This is a genomic window from Cellulomonas sp. APG4, from assembly GCF_009996735.1.
GTDB lineage: Bacteria > Actinomycetota > Actinomycetes > Actinomycetales > Cellulomonadaceae > Actinotalea.
On sequence record NZ_JAACYI010000004.1, the window covers coordinates 56675 to 77605 of the forward strand.

General features: G+C 73.4%; 18 protein-coding genes and 3 tRNA genes. 10 read left to right on the plus strand and 11 right to left on the minus strand.

All coding sequences use genetic code 11. From position 1 onward, the window contains the following. Position 1: 1 nt before the first annotated feature. The gene (locus tag GXB85_RS04865) at positions 2-355 is read right to left on the minus strand and encodes a metallopeptidase family protein (protein ID WP_161916525.1); all 354 of its coding nucleotides are present in this window, start codon (positions 353-355) and stop codon (positions 2-4) included. Positions 356-487: 132 nt separating this feature from the next. Between GXB85_RS04865 and GXB85_RS04870 the strand changes: the two genes are divergently transcribed. From GXB85_RS04870 to GXB85_RS04890, 5 genes are all read left to right on the plus strand, one after another. Next, positions 488-560, plus strand: a tRNA-Glu gene (locus tag GXB85_RS04870). 58 nt (positions 561-618) lie between these two features. Continuing rightward, positions 619-692: transfer RNA gene (locus GXB85_RS04875), tRNA-Asp, on the plus strand. A 44-nt stretch (positions 693-736) separates the two neighbouring features. Beyond that, a tRNA-Phe gene (locus tag GXB85_RS04880) sits at positions 737-809 on the plus strand. Between the two features lie 232 nt (positions 810-1041). After that, entirely contained in the window at positions 1042-1449 is a 408-nt protein-coding gene (locus tag GXB85_RS04885) for a phage holin family protein (RefSeq protein ID WP_161916526.1), read from the plus strand. After that, entirely contained in the window at positions 1449-1727 is a 279-nt protein-coding gene (locus GXB85_RS04890) for a DUF3618 domain-containing protein (RefSeq protein WP_161916527.1), read from the plus strand. The genes GXB85_RS04885 and GXB85_RS04890 overlap by 1 nt, the downstream gene beginning before the upstream one ends. 25 nt (positions 1728-1752) lie before the next feature. Here the strand turns inward: GXB85_RS04890 and GXB85_RS04895 are convergent, their stop codons facing one another. Beyond that, a complete protein-coding gene (locus GXB85_RS04895) occupies positions 1753-1953 on the minus strand; it encodes a BldC family transcriptional regulator (protein ID WP_161916528.1) in 201 nt (66 codons plus the stop codon). 417 nt (positions 1954-2370) lie between these two features. On the opposite strand from GXB85_RS04895, the gene GXB85_RS04900 reads away from it, so the two are divergent. Then, positions 2371-2568: a DUF3073 domain-containing protein gene (locus GXB85_RS04900; protein ID WP_161916529.1), complete on the plus strand. Its 198-nt coding sequence runs from the start codon at positions 2371-2373 to the stop codon at positions 2566-2568. Positions 2569-2677: 109 nt separating this feature from the next. Here the strand turns inward: GXB85_RS04900 and purM are convergent, their stop codons facing one another. The 7 genes from purM to purL all read right to left on the minus strand — a co-directional run bounded on the left by purM (position 2678) and on the right by purL (position 14012). Then, positions 2678-3790, minus strand: coding sequence for a phosphoribosylformylglycinamidine cyclo-ligase (gene purM / locus GXB85_RS04905; protein WP_161916530.1), 1113 nt, complete (start codon positions 3788-3790; stop codon positions 2678-2680). Beyond that, positions 3787-5295, minus strand: a complete 1509-nt coding sequence (gene purF, locus GXB85_RS04910) for an amidophosphoribosyltransferase (RefSeq protein WP_202627605.1) — start codon at positions 5293-5295, stop codon at positions 3787-3789. The genes purM and purF overlap by 4 nt, the downstream gene beginning before the upstream one ends. Positions 5296-5431: 136 nt before the next feature. Next, the gene (locus GXB85_RS04915) at positions 5432-5749 is read right to left on the minus strand and encodes a hypothetical protein (protein ID WP_161916532.1); all 318 of its coding nucleotides are present in this window, start codon (positions 5747-5749) and stop codon (positions 5432-5434) included. Positions 5750-5840: 91 nt separating this feature from the next. Further along, complete coding sequence (locus GXB85_RS04920; protein WP_161916533.1) at positions 5841-9605, minus strand: ExeM/NucH family extracellular endonuclease; 3765 nt, start codon at positions 9603-9605, stop codon at positions 5841-5843. 263 nt (positions 9606-9868) lie between these two features. Next, the gene (locus GXB85_RS04925) at positions 9869-10252 is read right to left on the minus strand and encodes a sterol carrier family protein (protein ID WP_161916534.1); all 384 of its coding nucleotides are present in this window, start codon (positions 10250-10252) and stop codon (positions 9869-9871) included. A gap of 3 nt (positions 10253-10255) precedes the next feature. After that, entirely contained in the window at positions 10256-11593 is a 1338-nt protein-coding gene (gene gdhA, locus GXB85_RS04930) for an NADP-specific glutamate dehydrogenase (RefSeq protein WP_161916535.1), read from the minus strand. A gap of 52 nt (positions 11594-11645) precedes the next feature. After that, entirely contained in the window at positions 11646-14012 is a 2367-nt protein-coding gene (gene purL, locus GXB85_RS04935) for a phosphoribosylformylglycinamidine synthase subunit PurL (protein ID WP_161916536.1), read from the minus strand. Positions 14013-14121: 109 nt separating this feature from the next. On the opposite strand from purL, the gene GXB85_RS04940 reads away from it, so the two are divergent. From GXB85_RS04940 to GXB85_RS04955, 4 genes are read left to right on the plus strand one after another with little or no spacing between them, the layout of a single operon-like run. After that, positions 14122-14994, plus strand: coding sequence for a DUF2599 domain-containing protein (locus GXB85_RS04940; RefSeq protein ID WP_161916537.1), 873 nt, complete (start codon positions 14122-14124; stop codon positions 14992-14994). 17 nt (positions 14995-15011) lie between these two features. Further along, a complete protein-coding gene (locus GXB85_RS04945; RefSeq protein ID WP_161916538.1) occupies positions 15012-16043 on the plus strand; it encodes a DUF2804 domain-containing protein in 1032 nt (343 codons plus the stop codon). Between the two features lie 40 nt (positions 16044-16083). After that, complete coding sequence (locus tag GXB85_RS04950; protein WP_161916631.1) at positions 16084-17154, plus strand: ATP-dependent DNA ligase; 1071 nt, start codon at positions 16084-16086, stop codon at positions 17152-17154. A gap of 4 nt (positions 17155-17158) precedes the next feature. Further along, the gene (locus GXB85_RS04955; RefSeq protein ID WP_202627600.1) at positions 17159-17908 is read left to right on the plus strand and encodes a phosphotransferase; all 750 of its coding nucleotides are present in this window, start codon (positions 17159-17161) and stop codon (positions 17906-17908) included. Between the two features lie 104 nt (positions 17909-18012). Here GXB85_RS04955 and GXB85_RS04960 read toward each other — a convergent pair whose 3' ends face one another. Further along, positions 18013-20109 (minus strand): acyl-CoA dehydrogenase, encoded by a 2097-nt coding sequence (locus tag GXB85_RS04960; protein WP_161916539.1) that lies wholly within the window; start codon positions 20107-20109, stop codon positions 18013-18015. Continuing rightward, on the minus strand, positions 20106-20921 hold the full coding sequence (locus GXB85_RS04965) for a TetR/AcrR family transcriptional regulator (protein WP_370524005.1): 816 nt from the start codon (positions 20919-20921) through the stop codon (positions 20106-20108). The genes GXB85_RS04960 and GXB85_RS04965 overlap by 4 nt, the downstream gene beginning before the upstream one ends. Between the last annotated feature and the right edge of the window lie 10 nt (positions 20922-20931).

The following is a 20931-nucleotide window of genomic DNA, read 5'->3' on the forward strand; positions in this document are numbered from 1 at the left end:
CTCAGGCCCAGCCCAGCTCGTGCAGGCGCTCGTCGTCGATGCCGAAGTGGTGCGCGACCTCGTGCACCACGGTGACCGCGACCTCCTCGACCACCTCCGCAGGGGTGTCGCAGATGGCGAGCGTGGGGTTGCGGAAGATGGTGATCCTGTCGGGCAGCTGGCCCGAGCCCCACCACTGGTCGCGCTCGGTGAGGGCGACACCCTCGTACAGGCCCAGCAGCTCCGGGTCGTCCTCGGGGGCGTCGTCCTCGACGAGCACGACCACGTTGTCCATCTGCGCGGCCAGCTCCGGTGGCAGCAGGTCGAGCGCGTCACGCACCGCGTCCTCGAACTCCGCGCGACCCATCTCGACCATGCGACCATCCTCCCAGCCCGACGGCGGCGCCCGGACGAGCATCGCCGTCGGACTCGCTTTGGAGATCGGGCGGCGAGCCTCTATGCTTCTCGAGGTCTTCGACGCTAGACGTCACGGGCGTCCTGAGACGGGGCCCCCATCGTCTAGCGGCCTAGGACCCCGCCCTTTCACGGCGGTAGCACGGGTTCGAATCCCGTTGGGGGTACGGACCGAGCACGTGGGAGAATGCATCACCTAGCAGTTCCGGACCTTGGTCCAACCAAGGCCCCGTAGCGCAGTTGGTTAGCGCGCCGCCCTGTCACGGCGGAGGTCGCGGGTTCAAGTCCCGTCGGGGTCGCTCGTCGCCCGCTCGGTCGCTCGACTGGTCGGGCGGCAGTGCAGGGCCAGATAGCTCAGTTGGTAGAGCGTTCGACTGAAAATCGAAAGGTCCGCGGTTCGAACCCGCGTCTGGCCACCTCGCAGCAGTCGCAGCCACGCCCCGGGAGTCCTCAGGACCCCGGGGCGTCGTCGTTCCTGGGCGCAGGCGTCGCCAGCACGGCCGGTCGCGACGCGACGCGCCGGTCCCGCCACCCACCGGGACCTTCCTCCGATTGCCGAACGGGGCCGGGACCGGTTGGCTGAGGGCGGGAGCACGCGGTGATCAGCGACCCGTGCCGCACCCCGATGACCACGAAGGACGTGATGACGTGAGCAGCACGTACGGACCCCCGGAGGACAGGCCGAGCCTGGGCGACCTCGTCAGCAACCTGTCGGAGAAGCTCTCGACGCTCGTGCGCGACGAGATCCGGCTCGCCAAGGCGGAGATGGCAGAGAAGGCCAAGCACGCCGCCATCGGGCTCGGGCTCTTCGCGGGCGCGGCCCTGCTCGGCTTCTTCGCGCTCGCCGTGCTCATCGCCACCGCCGTGCTCGGTCTCGCCGAAGCCGTCGCGCCGTGGCTCGCCGCACTGATCGTGGCCGTCGTCCTGCTCGCCGTGACCGCCGTGCTGGCACTTCTCGGCAAGCGCTCGCTCAGCCAGGGCATGCCGCCGACGCCGGAGAAGGCGCAGGCGAGCGTCAAGCAGGACGTCGAGGCCCTCAAGGAAGGACTGCAGTGATGAGCGGGGAGACGCCGCAGGAGATCCAGGCCCAGATCGCACGCACGCGCGAGGAGCTGCGCCTCACCGTCGACGAGCTCTCCGAGCGCCTCGACCCCCGCGTGCAGGCCGAGCGCGTGAGCGAGGACGTCAAGCTCGCCGTCGCGGACCTCAAGCGCAAGGTCACGGGCGAGGCGAAGCCCTACGGGGAGCGTGAGCCCGGAAAGGCGGGCTGGGTGGTGCTGGGCTCGGCCGCTGCGCTCGTCCTGGCGCTCGGCGTCAAGATCCTGCGGCGCTGAGCCGCCAGGTCAGGAGCGCGACTCGTCAGCCCGCGGCGCGCTGCTGCCGGGGGACGTCGAGCAGCTGGTGCACCTCGTCGGCGGGATAGCGCCGGTGACCGCCCAGCGTCCTGACCGAGGGGATCTTCCCCGCCTCGGCCCAGCGGGACACCGTCTTGGGGTCGACGCGAAAGAGGGCCGCGACCTCAGCCGGGGTCATCAGCACCTGACCGTCGTGCGTGCTCATCCGGGTCTCCCTCCATTCGGGCGCGGGACGCGCGTTCCTCGCGATGCTGCCAGGTGTACCAAACCGGCGCACTCCGGGCGGGCGCTCGCCACGTGACGCGCCGGACGGATTCCGTGATCGACTCGGTGCGCCACGGCCGCGACGCGTCGGACGTCTGGGCCGAACGGGTGAAGACCGTCGTCGTCCGGCCTCCTGCGACGGATTCCGGCGCATCCGGCAGCGACCGGTCCGTGGGACGGTGCGTCCACCGTCGCGTCCGGCGAACCGGCACGGAGCCGCTCCGCCGGCGCTCTGACCTCGCGGGTCGCCGGAACAAGCATCGGCCCTGTAGCGTTAGGACCACGACAGACACAGCACCCCGGGGCCGCACGTGACACACGGTGCCGCCCCGCTTCTACGTCAGAGGGGGTCGGTGCCATGGGGCGCGGCCGTCAGAAGGCTAAGCAGACCAAGGTGGCGCGCGAGCTCAAGTACTCGAGCTACGAGCCCAACTACCGGGCCCTCGAGCAGGAGCTCGCGTCCGGTGGCGGACGCCGCAGCGACCTCGCGACGGACACGCGCGAGCCCGCGGACGACGAGGTCGACCCCTACGGGACGTGGCCGGACGACCGCTGACGTCACCTCGGCCACCTCGCACGTGCACCGGCGCCCCTGACGGGGGCGCCGATCCGTCACGGCTCCTTGCCGTGCCGCCTGCGCGCGGCGAGCCAGGGGGCCGAGCGGATCAGACCGTGCGGTAGGTCCCGTCGAGCCGCACGGCTCCGGCGTGCACGCCCTTGGTCCCGCGCACCACGTCGGGGCCCACGGCGCCGTCGTCCGCGTGCACCTCCCCGAGGACCCAGCTCGGGACCCCCGCGTCGGCGAGCTGGGCGAGCGCCGCGTCGGCACCGTCCGCGCCCACCACGGCGACCATCCCGACGCCCAGGTTGAGGGTTGCCTCGAGGTCAGCCCACGGCACCTGGCCCAGGCCGCGCACCAGCTCGAACACGGGCGGGACCACCCACGACCCGCGATCCACCCGGGCGAGCGCCCCTGCGGGCAGCACGCGCGCAAGATTGGCCGCGAGGCCTCCGCCGGTCACGTGCGAGAAGGCGTGCACCTGCGCCGCCGCCGTGCGCGCGAGGGCGAGGCACGGCTTGGTGTAGAGCCGGGTCGGCTCGAGCAGCTCGAGACCCAGGGCGCGACCGAGCTCGGGTACCTCCCGCTCGAGGCCCCAGCCCGCCACCTCGATCACTCGCCGCACGAGCGAGTAGCCGTTGGAGTGCAGACCGGACGACGCCATCGCCAGGACGACGTCGCCCTCCCGCACGCGCTCCGGGCCCAGCAGCTCGTCGGCCTCGACCACGCCCGTCGCGGCACCGGCGACGTCGTACTCGTCCGGGGCCAGCAGGCCCGGGTGCTCGGCCGTCTCCCCGCCCACCAGCGCGGTACCGGTCTCGGCGCACCCTCGCGCGATGCCGCGCACCACGTCGGCCACGCGCTCAGGCACCACGCGGCCCGTCGCGATGTAGTCGGTCATGAACAGCGGCTCGGCGCCCACGACCACGATGTCGTCCACGACCATGCCCACGAGGTCGATGCCGATCGTGTCGTGCACGTCGAGCGCCTGCGCGATCGCGACCTTGGTGCCCACGCCGTCGGTCGAGGTGGCGAGCAGGGGCCGCCGGTAGCGCGTGAGGGCCGTCGCGTCGAACAGGCCCGCGAACCCGCCCACGCCACCCAGCACCTGCGGACCGTGCGTCGCGCGCACCGCGTCCTTCATGAGCTCGACCGCGCGGTCCCCCGCCTCGGTGTCGACCCCGGCCGAGGCGTACGTGACCCTCGTCGTGCCGCTCACGGCCGGCCCAGCGCGTCGGCGCCACCGGTCGCAGGAAGCAGGTGGGCGAGACCGTCCTCGGGCTGCCCCAGGGGGAGCTCGCTCTGCTCGGTGAGCACGGTCGCGATGCGCTGCGCCGGTGGCAGCTCGATCGGGTAGCGGCCGGTGAAGCACGCCGTGCACAACCGCGAGGACGGCTGCTCGGTCGCCGCGACCATGCCCTCGAGCGAGAGGTAGCCGAGCGAGTCCGCGCCGATCGAGCGGCCGATCTCCTCCGGGCTGAGCCCCGTCGCGATGAGCTCGGCGCGCGACGCGAAGTCGATCCCGTAGAAGCACGGCCACATCACGGGCGGCGCCGAGATACGCACGTGCACCTCGGCCGCACCCGCCTCGCGCAGCATGCGCACGAGCGCACGCTGGGTGTTGCCGCGCACGATCGTGTCGTCCACGACCACGAGGCGCTGACCCCGGATCACCTCGCGCAAGGGGTTGAGCTTGAGCCGGATCCCGAGCTGGCGCAGCGTCTGCGACGGCTGGATGAAGGTGCGTCCCACGTAGGCGTTCTTGGTCAGGCCCTGCGCGTAGCGGATCCCCGACTCCGCGGCGTAGCCGATCGCCGCCGGCGTCCCGGACTCGGGCACGGGGATCACGATGTCCGCGTCGACGGCGTGCTCGCGTGCGAGCGCACGGCCCATCTCGACGCGAGCGGCGTGCACCGAGCGACCGGCGATCGTCGTGTCGGGGCGCGCGAGGTAGATGTACTCGAACGAGCAGCCCGTGGGAGTGGCGGGGGCGAACCTCGTGCTGCGCAGGCCCTCGGCGTCGATCGCGATGAGCTCGCCCGGCTCGACCTCGCGGACGAGCGACGCACCGACGATGTCGAGGGCAGCCGTCTCGCTCGCCACGACCCAGCCGCGCTCGAGCCGACCGAGGACGAGGGGGCGCACGCCGTGCGGGTCACGTGCGGCGTACACCGTGTGCTCGTCCATGAAGACGAGGCAGAACGCACCGCGCAGGCGCGGCAGCACCTCGAGCGCCGTCGCCTCGAGCGTGTGGTCCGGGTCCCCCGCGAGCAGCGCCGTCACGAGCGCGGTGTCCGTCGTGTTGCCCCGCGCGAGCTCACCGCGGCGCTGGGAGCCGTAGCGCTCGGCGACGAGGTCGATGAGCTCGTCCGTGTTGGTGAGGTTCCCGTTGTGCGCGAGGGCGACCGTGCCGCCCGCCGTCGGGCCGAGCGTGGGCTGCGCGTTCTCCCACACCGACGCCCCGGTGGTCGAGTAGCGGGTGTGCCCGATCGCGAGGTGGCCGGTGAGGGCGTTGAGCGCGGTCTCGTCGAACACCTGCGAGACGAGGCCCATGTCCTTGTAGACCAGCAGCTGCTCACCGTTGGATGTGGCGATGCCGGCCGACTCCTGCCCGCGGTGCTGCAGGGCGTACAGGCCGAAGTAGGTGAGCTTGGCGACCTCCTCGCCGGGCGCCCAGACCCCGAAGACGCCGCAGGCGTCCTGGGGGCCCTTCTCACCGGGCATGAGGTCGTGCGTCAGTCGTCCGTCGGGGCGGGCCACGTCGCCATGGTCGCACACCCGCGGACGCCCGACAGCACCGGGGCCGAAGGCTGGGACAACGCCCGCACGCTCCGCGACGCACGGCGGAGCGGGACCACGCTCAGCGCCGCGCGCGCTCCACCAGCACGGCGACGAGGGCCCCGAGCAGGGCTGCGACGACGACGCCCACGAGGGCCACGAAGACCGCCACGGGAGCCATCCCCAGGCCGGCATCCCCCTCCGACGGCCACAGCAGCACGAGCAGGAGCCCCACGACCAGGCCGACGAGGCCGCCGGTCACCACCCACGCCCGGTAGCGCGGGACCCGGCGCACCACGGCCTCGCCGACGACGCGCGGCTCGGCGGGGGTCTCGTCCGCGGGGCGCTCGTCCGTGGGGCTCTCGTCCGCGGGCCCGGGGGCAGGGGTCTGGTCGCTCACCCTCGGACCGTACTCACACCGGGACCCCGCCCGCGAGCCGCGGACGGGGTCCTGGTGCACGTCACGGGTCGTCGTCAGACCCGCTCAGTCGTCAGGGGCGCCACCAGCCCGCGAACAGCCACCAGAGCCAGCCGAACAGCTTGCGCAGCAGCTGCTCGAGCCACGAGCCCTCGGGCTCGTCGACCTCGGCCACGGGCACGTCGAACGACGTCGTCGTCCCGGTGCCCTCGACCTCGACGGTGACCACGAGGTCACCCTCCGGGGTGCCCTCGGGCACCGTGAAGGTGACCTCGGCGCGGCCCACCTCGTCGGTCGTGTCGACGATCGTCGGGTCGATCGGTGCGGTCGCGACGACCTCCCCGGCCACCGTCAGGCTCACCTGCGGGTCGGCGGGCTGCGCCGTGCTGAACAGCAGCGAGGACAGCGCCACGGTCACCTCGTCACCCGGCAGGTAGCCGCCCTCGGGGGCGTCGACCTGCACGCCCACGGCCCGCTGCGCGGTGTCGGGGCTCACGGGTGAGAACTCGGCCATGTAGTCGACGAACGCCTGGAGGTCGACGCGGCCCGAGTCGGCCACGTCGGTGCCCTCGGCGAGCGTGGCGAAGTTGTCGCCACCCGAGGCCAGGAAGGAGTTCGCGACCACGCGGTACTCACCAGCGGGGTCGAGGGCGGTGCCGTCGACCACCACGTCCTGCACACGCTCGCCCTCCGCTGCGGTCGGGTCGTACGTGTACGTGAGACCCGCGACCCCGAGCTTGAGGAACGGACGGCTCGCGCCCGCGGGCTGCCACTGCTCCTCGAGCACCTGGACCACCTGCTCGCCCGTGAGGGTCATCGTCACCAGGGTGTTGGCGAACGGCTGGACCGACGCCGCCTCCTGGTAGGTGACGTTGCCGTCCGGGTCGTCCTCACCGGTCGAGGCGTAGGTGAGGTCCGCACGCAGGCCGCCGGGGTTCATGAACGCGATCTGCGCCCCGTTGTCCTGGGTGGCCCACAGCTGGACGTCGGCCACGAGGTTCCCGAGGGTCGACTCGCCGCCCCGGTTCTCGCTGCCGTCGCTCTGGCGCGCACGCGTCACGTCGGCCGTGATCTCGCCGAGCGAGACCGAGCCGAGCTCGTCGGCCGCGGCGACCGCCTCGTCGACGATCGCCTGGACCTCGGCGTCGGGCTCGAACGCCCCGGCGAGGGGGATGACCTCGCCCGCCTGCTCCACCACGTCACCGGTCTCGGTGTCGACCGTGAGCGCGACGCGGCCCAGGGCCTCGCCGTACTCACCGGCCTGGACCACGGTGCGGATCTCGCCGTCCACCTCGACCTCGTGCGCGAGCTGCACGTGGGTGTGACCGCCGAAGATCACGTCGACGTCGTCGACGCCCGTCACGATCTGCCCGAAGGCGTCGTCCCCGACCACGTCCTCGAGGGCCGAGCCGGACGCTCCCTCGTGGACCAGCAGGACGACGACGTCGGCCTCGCCGTTCGCGTCGTCCCCGTCCGTGAGGGCGGCCGTGACGCGGTTGACCTCGTCGACCACGGGACGCACCTCGAGCGACGCGATGCCGGCGGGCGTCACGAGGCTCGGCAGGTCCTCGGTGACGGCACCGACGAACCCGACGTCGACGCCGTCGACCTCGGTGACCCAGGCCTCCTCGAAGGCAGGCTCACCCGAGTCGCGGTCGTACACGTTGGCCGCGAGGTACGGGAAGTCGGCGAGGTCGAGCACGCGGTCGTCCAGGTCGTCGCGACCCTGGTCGAACTCGTGGTTGCCCAGGGCCGAGACGTCGAGGCCCATGGCGTTGAGCGCCTCGATCGTCGGGGTGTCCTGCTGGACGAACGAGACGAAGGTCGACGCGCCGATGTTGTCGCCCGCCGAGGCGAACAGCGTGTTCGGGTTGGCGGCGCGGAAGCTGTTCACCGCACCCGCGAGCACCGCGGCCCCGGCGGCGTCGCGGTCGGCGACGAGGCGGCCGTGGAAGTCGGTGATGCCGAGCAGGTCGATGTCGACCGTGCCGTCACCGCCCGAGCCCTCGGCGCCCAGGCCCACGAGGATCGGGTCGTGGTCCGAGGCCCGGTAGACCGTGCCGGCCTCGGCCTGCGGGAACGCGCCGTAGTACTGGTAGCCGAACCACTCCTCGGCGTTGATGTCCCACACGTCGGCGCCGGTCACACGCGCCGCGAAGGACGGCGTGCCGAGCGCGTGGTCGAGCGAGCCCTGCTCGCCGTCGAAGGTGTAGGTGTACTCGCCCGGAGCGTGCTGCGCGACGAGGTCCACGAACCCGGCCGCGGCGAACGCCGCCATCGGGTCCTCCTGGCTGTAGGAGTTCGTGTCGCCGAGCACCGCGACGTCCTCGACGCCCGTGCCCGCCTGGATCTCGGCGACGAGGTCGATGACGGCCTCGGCCTGCTCGACGCGCTCCGCGTTGAACTGCCCCTGGCCGTCGGCCGGCTCCTCGCCGTCGCCGCCCTTGGACTTGAAGTGGTTCGCGACCACGGCGAGCTCGCTGCCCTCGCCCGCGGGCGTGGTGAAGACCTGGGCGATCGGCTCACGCGCGATGTCCCAGACCTCCTCGTCGACGTCCGTGAGGCTCTCGCCCACGGGCGTGACCGACGCCGTGCGGTAGATGAGTGCGTTCATGATGACGTCGGTGTCCGGCGCGCCTTCCCCCACGAGCGCGGCGGGCGTGGGCACGTAGGCCCACTCCTCGGCGCCCGCGAGCCCGTTGAGGCCCGCGACCAGGTCGGCGAGCGCGACGTCGGGCGTCCCGTCACCGAAGTGCACCGAGTTCTCGATCTCCTGGAGCGCGACGACGTCGGCGTCGAGCGCGGTGATCGCGGCGAGGATCTTCGGCTTCTGGAGGTCGAACTGCGCCTGGTTGCGCGCGCCGCGCGCGTCGCCGTCGTCCTCGGTGAAGGTCGTGAAGTAGTTGAGCACGTTGAAGCTCGCGACCGTCAGGTCGCCGCCGACGGCCTCGGGCGCCTCGGGACGCGGGTTGAGCTCGGTGAAGCCGGCCTTCTCGTCGGCAGGGGTGCTCGCGTCGATCGGCGTGGTGGGCTGCAGCCGCCACTCGTCGAAGCCGTAGTGGAGCACGTAGGGCAGGCCCTCGAGCTCGGCCCCGTCGCCCACGCGCACCGGGTCGTCCGCCGTCAGGTACGGCTGGGTGGCGCCGGTGACCTGCTGGCTGCGGCCGTCGTCGAGCAGCAGCCGACGCGCGGCGTTCTCCGCGGCGATCGCGTCGGCCTCCGCGCCCGGCCGGGCGAGCTCGGTGCTCTTGACCGGAAGGGTGTCGCCCGCGCTGAGCCACACCGTGCCGTACCGGTCGACCTCGTGCGTCGAGGCCACGAGGTAGTCCCCCTCGGGGGCGACGAGCATGCCCTCGTACTGCTCGCGCTCGTCACCCAGCAGGGTGTCCGGCAGCGCGACCGGCGCCGGCAGGTCCGCCGTGCCGGTCACGGTCACCGAGGTGCTGCCGCTGCTCGCGTTGAGCTGCGTGAGCCCGAAGTACTCGGACGCGCGGCCGGTCACGGTCACCAGGTCGCCGATGCCGGCGTCCGTGGTGCGGTTGCCGAGGTAGACGAAGACGGCGTCCGAGGCGCCGGGGGTCGCGTCCTCGGCACCCCCCGAACCGGCCGTCTGGACGTACAGGCCCCGGTAGCCGCCCGTGGTGTGGTCGGCCGTGACGACGCCCTCGACGGTGACCGTCTGGCCGTCGATCGGGGTCGCGTCGCCGGTGCCCTGCACGTCGGCGATCGCGACCGTGTCGGCAGCGACGGCGGGTGGGACGAGGACGGCGGTCAGCGCGAGCGCGCCTGCGGCCGAGAGGGGGACGAGGCGCCGGGTGGGGCGCCGGACGTGGTGCATGGGAAGGACCTCCAGGGGGTCGCATGCGCGGGTGCAGGCACCGGTGGGCGCCCTGACGCGCTGCACGCTAGACCCGGGAGGGTGAAGAAATCCAGATCCTCTGTGACGTCCGTCACGGGCTCGTTGACGACCGTTCAGCTGCTGGACGGTTCGTCCACCTGCCGGTCACGGGACGGAGCGCGACGACCCCCGAGTTCGCACTCCCGCAGCGAGTTCGCACTCCCAGGGGTGCGAACTCGGCGCGCGCGTGCGAACTCGGCCCCTCAAGGGCGTCGGCGGGCGGCCGCGAGCGGCAGCCACGGGCTCAGGTCCGCGCGCTCCCCGGACGCGCGCACGCGCGCTTGCCCGACGGCGTCCGCCCAGGTCAGGTCACCCGCCACGAGCGCGAGCCACGTCGCGGGGTCCGTCTCGACCACGTTGGGCGGCGTCCCGCGGGTGTGACGAGGACCCTCGACGGCCTGGACCGCGCCGTCGGGCGGGACCCGCACCTCCACGGCGTTGCCGGGAGCGATCGCCGCGAGCTCCTCGAGCGTGAAGCGCACCGCGGTGCGCACCACGTCACGCGGGGCGCCCTCGGGCCCCGCCCGGTGCCACTCCTCGACGGCCGCACGCCCGGCGCGCAGGTCCGTCCGCCTCCGCGGTGGCACCGCTCAGACGACGCCGAGCGCGAGCATCGCGTCCGCCACACGGCGGAAGCCCGCGATGTTCGCACCGACCACGTAGTTGCCCGGGGCGCCGTACTCGTCGGCCGTCGCGGCACACCGGTCGTGGATGCCCACCATGATCTCGGCGAGCCGCTCCTCGGTGTGCTCGAAGCTCCACGAGTCCCGCGACGCGTTCTGCTGCATCTCGAGCGCCGACGTGGCCACGCCACCGGCGTTGGCGGCCTTGCCCGGGCCGAACAGCACGCCCGCCTCCTGGAGCAGCGCGACGGCGTCGGGCGTCGTCGGCATGTTGGCGCCCTCGGCCACGGCCACCACGCCGTTCTCGAGCAGGCGCTTGGCGTCCGCACCCGTGAGCTCGTTCTGCGTCGCGCACGGGAGCGCGACCTGGGCCGGGACGTCCCAGATGCTGCCGTCGGTCACCACGCGCGCGTGCGGACGCTCGGCCACGTAGTCGGCCGCACGGCCGCGCCGTACCTCCTTGACCTCCTTGAGCAGCGCGAGGTCCACACCGTCCTCGTCCACCACGTAGCCCGACGAGTCGGAGAACGTGACGACCTTGGCCCCGAGCTGCTCGGCCTTCTCGATCGCGTAGATCGCGACGTTGCCGGCGCCCGAGACCGACACACGCTGCCCGGCGAGCGACTCGCCGCGGGTCTTGAGCATCTCCTCGGCGAAGAGGACCGTGCCGTAGCCGGTCGCCTCGCGACGCACGAGGGAGCCGCCCCAGGTGAGGCCCTTGCCCGTGAGCACACCCGACTCGTAGCGGTTGGTGATGCGCTTGTACTGGCCGAACAGGAAGCCGATCTCGCGGCCGCCCACGCCGATGTCGCCCGCGGGCACGTCGGTGTACTCGCCGAGGTGCCGGTACAGCTCGGTCATGAACGACTGGCAGAAGCGCATGATCTCGCCGTCCGACCGGCCACGCGGGTCGAAGTCCGAGCCGCCCTTGCCGCCGCCGATCGGCATGCCCGTGAGCGCGTTCTTGAAGATCTGCTCGAAGCCGAGGAACTTCACGATGCCCAGGTACACCGACGGGTGGAACCGCAGGCCGCCCTTGTACGGGCCGAGGGCCGAGTTGTACTCGACGCGGAACCCGCGGTTGATCTGCACGCGACCGGCGTCGTCGACCCACGGCACGCGGAAGATGATCTGGCGCTCGGGCTCGCAGATGCGCTCGAGGACCGCGGCGTCGGCGTAGTGCGGGTGCTTCGCGAGCACCGGGCCGAGGCTGTCGAAGACCTCGCGGACGGCCTGGTGGAACTCCGCCTCACCGGGGTTGCGGCGCAGCACCTGCGCGAAGACGGGCTCGAGGTTCTGGTGCATCGGGTTCTCCTGGATCGGGAACCACGCCGTCGGCGTGGGGGTTCGGGGGGGCTCAGCCGAACAGGCGCGGAAGGGTGCCGCGCCAGGCCCGGTCGAGCTCGCTCAGCGGGATGTCGAAGAGGTCCTGGACCTCGAGCGAGGGGCCGGCCGCACCGGCGTCCTCGTCCGAGGTGTCATCGGTGACGCCGATGCGCAGGTACGGGACGCCGCGGGCGGTGCACATGTCGACGAAGCGCACCTCCTCCGAGCGCGGGACGGCCACCAGCGCGCGCGCCGCGGACTCGGCGAAGAGGGCCTCGAACGGGGTGACCTCGTCGCGCTCGCACAGCTCGGCGAGCTGCACGCGCGCACCCGTGCCGTAGCGCAGGCACGCCTCGACCAGCCCCTGCGCGAGCCCACCCTCGGACAGGTCGTGGGCCGCGTCCACCAGGCCGTCGCGCGAGGCGTTGACGAGGATCGCGGCGAGGCTGCGCTCGGCCGCGAGGTCCACCCGCGGCGGGGTGCCGCCCAGGTGGCCGTGCACGACGTCGGCCCATGCCGAGCCGTCGAGCTCGCCGCGCGTCGTGCCGAGCAGGTAGATCGCCTGGCCGGGGGTGCGCCAACCCGACGGCGTGGCCCGCGCGACGTCGTCGAGCACGCCGAGCACACCCACCACGGGAGTGGGGTGGATCGACGAGTCGATCGTGCCCGGCTCACCGGTGCCGTTGTAGAGCGACACGTTGCCGCCCGTGACGGGGACGGACAGGGTGAGGCACGCGTCCGCGAGCCCCTCGATCGCCTGGACGAGCTGCCACATCGCGTCCGGGTCCTCGGGTGAGCCGAAGTTCAGGCAGTCCGTGACCGCGAGCGGCCGGGCGCCGACGGTCGCGACGTTGCGGTACGCCTCGGCGAGCGCGAGCTGGGCGCCCGCGTACGGGTCGAGCTTGGCGTAGCGCCCGTTGGCGTCGGTCGCGAGCGCGACGCCCAGGCCGGTCTGCTCGTCCACCCGCACCACGCCGCCGTCGTCCGGCTGGGCCATCGCGGTGTTGCCCTGGACGAACCTGTCGTACTGGTCGGTGACCCAGGCGGGGCTCGCGAGGTTCGGCGAGGCGACCAGGCGCAGCAGGGTCGCGCGCAGCTCGTCGCCCGAGGCCGGGCGCGGGTAGCGCGCGGCGCCCGCGGGACCGCTGATCGTGTCGGCCTGGAGCCCGTCCATCCAGCCCGGGCGCGCGTACGGCCGGTGGTAGACCGGACCCTCGTGCGCGACCGTGCGCGGGTCGACGTCGACGATGCGGTGGCCGTGGTGGTCGATCGTGAGCCGGCCGGTGCCGGTGACCTCGCCGATCACCGCGGTCTCGACGTCCCAGCGCGAGGTGATCGCGAGGAACTCGTCGAGCTTGTCCGGCCGCACCACGGCCATCATCCGCTCCTGGGACTCCGACATGAGGATCTCGCCCGCGGTGAGCGTCGGGTCGCGCAGCAGCACGTTCTCGAGGTCCACGTGCATGCCGCCGTCGCCGTTGGAGGCGAGCTCGCTCGTGGCGCACGAGATGCCGGCGGCGCCCAGGTCCTGGATCCCCTCGACCACCTTGGCGGCGTAGAGCTCGAGGCAGCACTCGATGAGCACCTTCTCCATGAACGGGTCGCCCACCTGGACGCTGGGCCGCTTGGAGGGCTTGGTGTCGTCGAACGTCTCGGACGCGAGGATCGAGGCGCCGCCGATGCCGTCGCCACCCGTGCGCGCACCGAACAGGACGACCTTGTTGCCGGCCCCCGAGGCGTTGGCGAGGTGGATGTCCTCGTGCCGCAGCACGCCCAGGCACAGGGCGTTGACCAGCGGGTTGCCCTGGTAAGCGCCGTCGAAGACGAGCTCGCCGCCGATGTTCGGCAGGCCGAGCGAGTTGCCGTAGCCGCCCACGCCCGCGACCACGCCGTGCACCACGCGCGCCGTGTCCGGGTGGTCGACCGCGCCGAAGCGCAGCTGGTCCATCACGGCGACGGGGCGCGCGCCCATCGAGATGATGTCGCGCACGATCCCGCCGACGCCGGTCGCGGCGCCCTGGTACGGCTCGACGTAGCTCGGGTGGTTGTGGCTCTCGACCTTGAACGTGACCGCCCAGCCGTCGCCGACGTCGACGACACCGGCGTTCTCGCCGATCCCGACGAGCAGGTGCTCGCGCATCGCGTCGTTCGTCTTCTCGCCGAACTGGCGCAGGTGCACCTTGGACGACTTGTACGAGCAGTGCTCGGACCACATGACGGAGTACATCGCGAGCTCGGCGGCCGTCGGGCGCCGCCCGAGGAGGTCGACGATGCGCTGGTACTCGTCGTCCTTGAGGCCCAGCTCGGCGTACGGGAGCGCGGTCTCAGGGGTGGCTGCGGCGCGCTCGACCGTGTCGACGTTCTGCTCGACGGCGGCGCGGTCAGGGGTGGTGGTCATCGATTCCCTACCGGAAGGGCCACGGGGACGCGGCCCAGGCTACCCGCGCCCTCGGGACAGGCGATCGGCCGTCTCGCCGTCGAGGCGACGGCCCCGCCAGGATGGGCGGATGACCCGATCCCGCACGCGCCCGGTCGTGGCACTGCTCGCCGCCGCCCTCCTCGCGACCGCGGCCTGCACCGCTCCGGACCGGGACGGTACGGGCGCGACCGCGACGCCGTCGGGCACCGGCGCGCCGGACCGGGCCGCCACGTCGACGCCCACGCCCTCGGCCGCCGTGGAGCCGTCCACGGCCGAGCTGCGCACCGCGGCCGACGACGTCGTGCCGGGGCTGGGCGTCGTGGCCGGCGAGGGGCTCACGCGCGGGCCCGACGACGTGGACGCCGAGGGGATGCGGACGCTCACGTGGACCACGCGTGGCGGACCGGTGGCCGACGTCGCCGTCGCCGCGGCCGTGCACCTGGTCGCGGCCGACGGCTGGACCCTGGACCTGCACGACGACGGCTCCGTGGTCGCCCGCGACGCGGACGGTGTGGCCCGCGTGGGCGTGGCCCCGCCCACGGGCGTGGCCGCGGACGGCGCGCCGGATCCCCTCGTGGTGCACGAGCTCCGGACCGAGGACGTGCTGACGCTCACGCTCAACGCCGGTGGCGTGGCCGACGACGCGACGATCGGCGACGTCGATCTCACGCTGCGGGTGGGCACCGCGGCGCTCGTGAGCGCGGACTGGGGCGATCGTGAGGGCGGCCGGTCGCTCGCCGTCGTGCCGACCGCGTGGGCCCGCGGGGGCCACGAGGCGGCGCTCGAGCTGCTGCGCGCGCAGCTGCACGCGGCGGAGCCCGAGACCACCTCCGCGGTGATGGACGACCAGCTGGTGTGCCACAGCGTCGGCGCGCCGGACAAGGAGAGCTGGAACCTCGAGCCGTGGCGGCCCGACGTCGGCCTGCTGGGCGTGCTCGCCGCGGCCTGCAACCCCACCTGACCTGCGAGGATCGCCCGATGACCGACGCCACCGACGCCGCCGGGCAGCACCGCGGCCCCCGCGAGCGCGAGATCACCTCCCCCGTCGACCTGTGCACCCCGCGCGGCCGGCTGGACCCCGACGCGGTCGGCTGGACCCGCCGGCCGTTGCACCGGACCGCGCTGCGCGGCTGGGGGCGCGGCAAGCGCTGGGAGTACTGGGGCCTGATGACACCCACCCACGTCGTCGGGCTCACCGTCTCGAGCCTGGACTACGCGGCCCTGCACCAGGTCTGGGTGCTCGACCGCGCGACGGGCACCGAGGTGGACGCCGTCGGCGTGGTGCCCCTCGCCCGCGGCGCGCAGCTGCCCGACACGCTCGACGAGGGTCCCGCCGTGGGGGTCGCGCGCGACCTGGCGCTCAGGTTCGAACCGGTGGACGGCGGCACCCGCCTGCGCGCCCGCACGCCGCGCGTCGAGCTCGACCTCGTGGCCGAGCGGCCCGCGGGGCACGAGGCCATGGGCGTCGTCGTGCCGTGGAGCCCGCGGCTGTTCCAGTACACGGTCAAGGACGTCGCGCGTCCGCTGCGCGGCTCGCTCACCGTCGACGGCGTGACGGTCGCCGTCGACGACGCGTGGGCCGTCCTCGACCACGGTCGCGGGCGCTGGCCGTACGCCATGCGCTGGAACTGGGGCGCGGGAAGCGGGGTGGTCGAGGGTCGCGTCGTGGGCGTGCAGGTGGGCGGACGGTGGACGGACGGCACGGGCTCGACCGAGAACGCGCTCGTCGTGGACGGACGGGTCCACAAGAACGGTGACGAGCTGGTGTGGGAGTACGACCGAGAGGACTGGACCGCGCCCTGGCACGTGCACGACGCGGCGCGCGAGCGCGTCGACCTGACGTTCACACCGTTCCACGAGCGGGCCGCGCGCACCGACCTGCTCGTGGTCGCGAGCGAGACCCACCAGTGCTTCGGCACCTGGCACGGCTGGATGACGGCCGACGACGGCGAGCGCGTGCGGGTGGACGGCGTCGAGGGCTGGGCCGAGGAGGCCCGCAACCGCTGGTGAACGCTGGTGGCGCGCGGGCGTGAGCAGCACACTGGGCGCCATGGACCTGCCGGTGATGCCGCCCGTGAAGCCGATGCTCGCGAAGTCCGTGCCGACCATCCCGGCCGGTCAGAGCTACGAGCCCAAGTGGGACGGCTTCCGCGCGATCGTGTTCCGTGACGGCGACGAGGTCGAGATCGGCAGCCGCAACACCAAGCCCATCACGCGGTACTTCCCCGAGGTGGTCGCGGCCGCCCTGCGCGAGCTCCCCGAGCGCTGCGTGGTCGACGGCGAGATCGTCATCGCCTCGGCCGACGGGAGCGGGCTCGACTTCGAGGCGCTGCTCCAGCGCATCCACCCGGCCGACTCGCGCGTGCAGCTGCTCGCCCGCGAGACGCCCGCGGTGCTGGTCGCCTTCGACCTGCTCGCCGTCGACGACGAGGACCTCACGGGCCTTCCGTTCGCCGACCGCCGCGCACAGCTCGAGCAGGTCCTGCCCGGCGGCGGTCCCGGGGTCTACCTGACCCGCGTGACGACCGACGCCGACGAGGCCGCCGAGTGGTTCGAGCAGTTCGAGGGCGCGGGCCTCGACGGCGTCGTCGCCAAGGACCCGGCGTCGAGGTACCAGCCCGACAAGCGCGTCATGGCCAAGATCAAGCACACGCGGACGGCCGACTGCGTGGTCGCGGGCTACCGCGTGCACAAGCAGGCCGACGACGCCGTGGGCTCGCTGCTGCTGGGCCTGTACGACGACGACGGCCGGCTCGCGTCGGTGGGGGTCACGAGCTCGTTCCCGATGGCACGTCGCAAGGAGCTGTTCGCCGAGCTCCAGCCGCTCGTCGTGGGGCCCGACGACCTGGGCGAGCACCCGTGGAGCGAGGCCGCGCAGGCCTCGGGCTCGCGCACGCCGACCGAGGCGGCGGGAAGCCGCTGGAACTCGGGCAAGGACCTGTCGTTCGTGCCGTTGCGGCCCGAGCGCGTGGTCGAGGTGCGCTACGACCACATGGAGGGCGTGCGGTTCCGGCACACCGCGCAGTTCGAGCGCTGGCGACCGGACCGCGAGCCCGAGAGCTGCACGTACGCCCAGCTCGAGGTGCCGGTGCGCTTCGACCTGGCCGACGTGCTCGGCTGAGCCGGTGGAGGAGCAGCTCACCGGGGGCAACGTCAGCGCGGGCGTGGTGCGCGTGGGTGACACCGTGCGCCGGCCGGCGGGCCCGCAGACGTCGGCGGTGCACGCGCTGCTCGAGCACCTGAGGGACGTGGGGTTCCGGCACGCGCCGCGCTCGTTCGGGCTCGACGACGCCGGTCGGCACGTGCTCGAGTTCGTGCCCGGGCGGATGGCCCACCCCGACGGCCCGGACATGCCGCCGCTGGACCCGGCCGAGGTGGGCAGGCTCACGCGCGAGCTGCACGACGCGCTCGACGGGTGGGAGCCGCCGTCGGACGCGGTCTGGACGTGCCCCATCCCCACGGACGGGCGCGACCTCGTCGTCCACAACGACCTCGCACCGTGGAACCTCGTCGTGGCCGAGGACCGGCTGGTGGTCATCGACTGGGACGGCGCCTCGCCCGGGACCCGCACGTGGGACCTCGCGTACCTCGCGCACGGCCTCGTCCCGCTCGACCCCGGCACCCCGCTCGACGTCGCGGCCGAGCGCCTGCGCGGGCTCGCCGACGGCTACGGACTGGACGGGCCGGGGCGCGAGCGACTGCTCGCGACGCTCGGCCCGCGCACGTGGTCGATGCACACGCTGCTCGAGCACGGGCACCGCACGGGTGAGCAGCCCTGGGCGCGCCTGTGGGACGAGGGCCACGGCGCCGTCTGGCGCCGCGACGCCGAGTGGACGGAGGCGAACCTCCCCACCCTCCGCCGTGCCCTCGTCTGAGCGTCCGGGCTCGAGTTCGCACTCCCGCAGCGAGTTCGCATCTCTGCGTGTGCGAACTCGGTGCGGGAGTGCGAACTCACCCGTGGGGTCGGCTGGAGCCGGGCTCAGCCGGGGCTGGTGGCCGGGTTGGTCGACTGGCTCGCGCGCACCAGCTTCTCGGGGACCGGCTCGGCGCCGCTCGCGCGCAGACGGCGGTAGTGGTCGCGCGCCTCCTCCTGGCGTTCGGCCTCGGCACCGCTCGCGATCGCCGCGCGCACGTGCTCGGGTGCGTAGCCGAACGCGTCCACGAGGTCCTGCGCGTGCGGGCGCAGGCGGGTCAGCAGGCGGTCGATGTACGAGGTCACCGTCCGCGCACGCTGGGCCGAGAGTCGCCCGTTGATGAGGTACCAGGCGAGGTTGCGCTCGATCACCGTGAGCCCGTACACGTCACGCAGCCACGTGAGCACCTGCCGGGTGCCCGGGTCCGTGACCTTGTCGAGCCCGGCCGTGAACGCCTCCCACTGGAGCAGGTCGGCATGCGCCCGCGCGCACTCGATGAGCGCGTGCTGGTGCTCGTTGAAGCGCCGGGCGGCCTCGGCCTTGGGGGCCTTCATGGCGGGCCGCAGGGCCGTCGCGACCTCGGCCACCATCGTCTCGACGCGGTCCGACAGCAGCTCGCGCTGCGTCTCGGTCTCGCGCAGCTGCCCGGCCGAGCGGCGCACGTTGCCACCGTCGGCGAGGGTCTGCACCACGCGCGCGAGCGGCGTGCGGTGGAGGGCGGCGTCCGCCGCGCGCTCCGCGACGTACCGCGCGACGCCGCCGGCGTCGAGGCCCTTGAACTCCTGCGCCCAGTCGGCGAGCAGCCGCTTGGCCACGAGCTGGAGCAGCACCGTGTTGTCGCCCTCGAACGTCACGTAGACGTCGAGGTCCGCGCGCAGCCCGACCAGACGGTTCTCCGACAGGAACCCCGCGCCGCCGCACGCCTCGCGGGCCGCCTGGATCGTGTCGAGCGCGTGCCAGGTGGACGACGCCTTGAGGGCAGCCGCGATGGTCTCGAGGTCCTGCCGCTTCTCGTCGGTGTCCTCGGCGCCCGAGAACACCAGGTCGAAGGTCTCGAGCAGGCGCTCGTGCGCGAACGTCTGCGCGTAGGTCTGTGCGAGACGCGGCAGCAGGCGGCGCTGGTGCTCGGCGTAGTCGAGCAGCACCACCTCGTCGCCCGGGGCGACACCCGAGAACTGCCGGCGCTGGTTGCCGTAGGTGATCGCGGTGGTCAGCGCGATCTTTCCGGCGTTCACCGCGGCGCCGTCGAGTGAGACGCGTCCCTGCACGAGCGTGCCGAGCATCGTGAAGAAGCGCCGGCCCGGGTTGGTGATGGGCGAGGAGTAGGCGCCGTCGGCCGCGACGGCGCCGTAGCGGTCGAGCAGATCGCGCCTGGGCACGCTGACGTGCGTGAAGTGCAGGCGGCCGTTGTCGATGCCGTTGAGCCCGCCCTTGTGACCGTCGTCCTCGCCGCCGACGCCGTCGAGGAACTCACCGGTCTGCGGGTCGCGGATCGGCACGTAGAACGCGTGCACGCCGTGGTTGACGCGGCGGTCGCCCGCGCGCCCGGTCACGAGCTGCGCGAAGACGACGGCGGCCGTGCCGTGCAGCGCGGCGTTGCCCAGGTAGTCCTTCCACGCACCGCGGAACGGCGTGTGCAGGTCGAACGTCTCGGTCTCGGGGTCGTACGTCGCGGTGGTGCCGATGCTCGCGACGTCCGAGCCGTGGCCGGTCTCGGTCATCGCGAAGGCGCCCGGCACGTCGACGCTCATGGCCGCCGGGAGCAGGCGCTCGTGGTGGTCGGCCGTGCCGAGGTGCAGGATCGCCGACGCGAACAGGCCCCACTGGACCCCCGCCTTGATCTGGAGCGACGGGTCCGCCGCGACGAGCTCCTCGAACCGCGCGAGGCTCGCGCCGTGCTCGTCCTTGCCGCCCAGCGCGGCGGGGAACGCGCGCAGCACGTCGCCCTCACGCGCCAGCAGGCGCAGCTGCTCGAGCACGCGGTCACGGTGCTCGGCCATGGGCTGGCCCTCGACGCGGTGCAGGCGCGGGTCGGTGATGAGCGCGCGCGCCGCGCGACGCACGTCGGCCCAGCGGCCGAGCAGGACGCCCTCGAGGGCGCCCACGTCCACGCGAGGGGTGGGGCCGTCGACGCTGACGGGCCGGTCGGTGAGAGCGGTCATCGCTCCTCCTCGGTCTCGATGGGTTCGGGTGCGGGATCGGGGGTGGGGCGCGCGGGCCGGGACGGGCCGCGGAGGGCGCTCACGGGCCCGGCCCACAGCCACGCCGTCGTGCGCTCGGTGAGCTCGGCACGCGTGGGCGCACCGGGGACGTCGCGGTGGTTGAGCCACCACTCGCCGGTGCCGCGCACGAAGCCGACGGCGCCCGCGGCCCAGACGTCGACCCAGGCCTGGTCGCCGTCCACGTGCATCACCTGCGCGAACGGCCGGGCGATGAGGGTCGCGACGGCGTCGAGGAAGTGACCGATGGGACCCGACGCGTCCTCGGTGACGGGGCGGGTGACGAACGAGTAGACGTTGGGAGAGGCCTCGACCATCTCGAGGTAGACGTCGATCATCGAGCGCAGCCCCTCGCGCGGCGTGGTCGCCGAGCGCGCGGCCTCGTCGAGCGCGGCATGCATCTGCGCCACGACCGCCTCGCCGACGGCGACCTGCAGGGCCGTCTTGTCGCCGAAGTACCGGTAGACGATCGACTTGGACGTGCCGGCGGCGGCCGCGATCTCGTCCATCGACACGTCCGGGCCCTGGCGGTGCACGGCCTTGCGCGCGACGCGCACGAGCTCGGCGCGGCGGGCCGCGCGGTGGTCGGCCCAGCGCGTCGAGCGCCCGTCGGGGACGACGGCGTCGTCGGGCGCGGCGGCACCGTCGGGGAGCGGGGCGCCCACGGGGGGCGAGGCCGGCTCAGGCAGGGCAGGGGTGGCCGCGGCGCCCAGGGCCTGGGCGTCCGGCTCCGCTGCCGATGTGACGCGACTCACGAAACTGACA